Below are 2,832 nucleotides of genomic sequence, written 5' to 3'. Positions count from 1 at the left end.
CGAGCACCCGATGGACCGCTGATTACCCCTCGATTGAAAATGGACAAAGGAGCGCGCATCTGGGGTAGCCGCATGATTTGTTCACTTTCTTTCGCCCTCCTGCCCCTGCATCTCAGGGGCGCCCAAATGAACGTGGATTTCGCTTGAGACCGATGGCTCCGGCGGTGGCGGAACGACGAACGGATGCGGGGTCGACTCGTTCGCGATGGAGGACTTTCACGCCCCCTGTCGCCGCGAACGCGCTGGCTTTTCAGCCCCTGATTGCTGTCAGCGGATGATCTCGATGAAGGGAAAGCGTTGTCGCGCCTCGCGCGCAGTGGCAGTGGCTGGCGCGGGCCTTCCTCTCGAGACGGATCTGTTCCCCGCCACCAGGCCGACGCGAACCAGCCGAAGCGGGGATAGTTTGAAAGAGCCGAAATCATGCCGTCCCGGGCTTACAAGATTTTGGCCGTCGATCACAAAATAGCTAATCGACTACGTCACCCTCTCCATTTTTCCGGGGCGCGCATAGCAGCGGTGGGCGGCCCGAAGAGAGAAGCGCGACGACAGGTGCCGGTCGCCAGAACCGCTTCGGCGAGTTCGCGCTGCCGGTCCGGCAGGCCAGGCGCCGCTCGGCTTGCCGCCTCGCCACTCATGCTCGCGGATTCTCCGAGACAGAGGACGACAACGTCCGCCCCAGCGGCAAGCGCGCATGCCGCTTCAATCCCGCGCCCATCTTCGCCGTCGATGCTGACGCCCCAAGGAAGGCGATATCGTTGTATGGGAGGGCGGCCGTCAAACCTTCAAGGATCGTTACACAATCATCTGGGCGGCCAGCCCCTAATCAGGGACCGAGCATACGGCGCGGGTTGGAGAGCAGCGTGATCGCGCGTCGCGCCCCGTTCAACGCCAGCTCCTCTTGCGCTTGCGCTGAATATTCGGAAGGAGCGACGCCATAAGGCGCGCCGCTCCTGCCGTCTTCGGACAGCCTCGTCGCGACCCATTTTCGCGGACATTATTCTATTTGAATAACGAATGCGTTACGCGCCTTTGTAAATTTCCACCAGCGTATCCAACAACTTCAGTGCTTCCTCGCGGGGTCGCTGAAAGCAGTTGCGGCCAATGATCGAGCCGTTGCCGCCACCCGCGTAAATCGCGCGGGCATCGTCGTACACGCTGTCCTCGCCCTTGGCGGCGCCGCCCGAAAACACGACGATGCGCTTGGAGTTGAAGCAACATTGCATGACATGCGCCACGCGCTCCGGCAGGGTGGCAATAGGGATCCTCTTTTCCTGATACACTTTCTTCGCATCGTTGTTTTCAAGATGCGACGTGGGCAGCTTGACCTTGATGATATTGGCGCCGAGCGAGGCCGCCATATGCGCGGCATAGGCGACGATATCGATGGCGGTTTCGCCGTCTTTGCTGATATCGCCGCCACGCGGGTAAGACCACAGAACGACCGCCAGCCCCTTGGCTTTGGCTTCCATCGATAGCTCGCGGAATTCCTCATATTGGTCATACATCGCGTCGGAACCCGGATAAATCGTAAAGCCAACTCCAGCGCAGCCGAGGCGAAGGGCGTCGGCGATGCTCGCCGTAATCGCTTGATCGGCATTTTCCTTCTGGCGCGACAGACTGTTGGCGCTGTTGAGCTTGAGGATCGTTGGAATGGCGCCCGCGAAGGTATCGGCGCCTGCGGCCAAAGGCCCCAATGGCGCGGCGTACGCGTTCAGCCCGGCGTCAATCGCCAGCTGGTAGTGATAATGCGGATCATAGGCTGCTGGGTTGACGGCGAAGCTGCGCGCCGGCCCATGCTCAAATCCTTGATCGACTGGCAAAATGACCATGCGGCCCGTGCCGCCCAGTTTGCCCGCCATCAGCATGCGGGCAAGGTTGGCCTTGGCGCCGGGGGTCTCGCCTTCGTAGCAGTCGAGGATTTCGCGAACGCGGAAGGTGAGATTCATGGGAGTTGGGTCCGTGCGACGCTGAAATGCCTTCAGCAGAATACGAGCCGACACTGCATTCCATTGGCCAAGACGTCGGTTACTTTCAGTTCGATACGGCGCGGGTCATGTGCAATGAGGGCGCGATCTTAATTCGCAAGTTAGCAGTTCGAACTGCGTCCGCGCCAAAAATTTCCCCAAGGTCGCTGTCATTTGTGCGGAAGGCGGCTACGCCGAAACCGCGCATGGCATGTTTAAGGCGACGGCGGGCCACGTCAGACGTGGCAAAAGGCGCCGAGCGCGCGAGCTTGCGAAAGGAGTTGTGGCGAGCCTGCAAACTGCATTCGGTGACGTCGCCGGCGCGGGCAAGCATGACGTTGCGCTACCTCAAGTGGTCAAGCTCCTAGAACGGAACCGGCTCGTATCAAGTGTCGGCGAAGAAATTTACAAATTGTTTGAGGGCGGTGAGATTTGTGTCGCGAGAATTCGACGCCCGCCAAATACGGCGGGCGTCTTTAATGCGAACAGCCTGGGCGTCACTGGCATACCCAAACCCATTGGCCTTGATCCCATACCCAGCAGGGACCGTGGACATGGCCGCCGCGCCCACCGTAGCCATAACCGCCGCTCCAATCACGGTGCCCGTGTCGGTAGTGCCCTCCGTAGTCCGGCAGATACTGACCGTCGCTCCATGCGCCGGCTTGCGCCAATGATGCCCACAACATTGCGGCTGCTAGAACTGCGCCAGAAGTTAGCATTTTGCTCATAGGGCCCTCCCTGTGTCAGGATACATCCTTTGATTAGAAAATCCCTGTTCGCGCGGCGCGTTGACATCATATTTGAGAATTTCGGCGCGCATTTTCGAGCTTTGACGCTTAAATTGAGAACTCCAGCGGCATCCCGAGCG

3 protein-coding genes are annotated in these 2,832 nt (G+C 59.9%); all 3 read right to left on the bottom strand.

Annotated elements, in window-relative coordinates; genetic code table 11:
• Positions 1-1,019 precede the first annotated feature (1,019 nt).
• Positions 1,020-1,946: a class I fructose-bisphosphate aldolase gene (locus tag QZ964_RS11070; protein ID WP_292531680.1), complete on the bottom strand. Its 927-nt coding sequence runs from the start codon at positions 1,944-1,946 to the stop codon at positions 1,020-1,022.
• An 85-nt stretch (positions 1,947-2,031) separates the two neighbouring features.
• Complete coding sequence (locus tag QZ964_RS11065) at positions 2,032-2,298, bottom strand: hypothetical protein (protein ID WP_292531679.1); 267 nt, start codon at positions 2,296-2,298, stop codon at positions 2,032-2,034.
• A gap of 163 nt (positions 2,299-2,461) precedes the next feature.
• Entirely contained in the window at positions 2,462-2,692 is a 231-nt protein-coding gene (locus QZ964_RS11060; protein WP_292531677.1) for a hypothetical protein, read from the bottom strand.
• Between the last annotated feature and the right edge of the window lie 140 nt (positions 2,693-2,832).

The sequence above is a fragment of the Methylocystis sp. genome (genome assembly GCF_021731785.1).
GTDB lineage: Bacteria > Pseudomonadota > Alphaproteobacteria > Rhizobiales > Beijerinckiaceae > Methylocystis.
The sequence above is the reverse complement of the archived record's forward strand: the minus strand, read 5'-3'. Positions and strand labels throughout refer to the sequence as shown.

Coding starts and splice junctions, on each gene's coding strand:
- QZ964_RS11070 (WP_292531680.1), bottom strand. CDS start 1,946: ATGAATCTCACCTTCCGCGTTCGCGAAATCCTCGACTGCTACGAAGGC.
- QZ964_RS11065 (WP_292531679.1), bottom strand. CDS start 2,298: ATGCTTGCCCGCGCCGGCGACGTCACCGAATGCAGTTTGCAGGCTCGC.
- QZ964_RS11060 (WP_292531677.1), bottom strand. CDS start 2,692: ATGAGCAAAATGCTAACTTCTGGCGCAGTTCTAGCAGCCGCAATGTTG.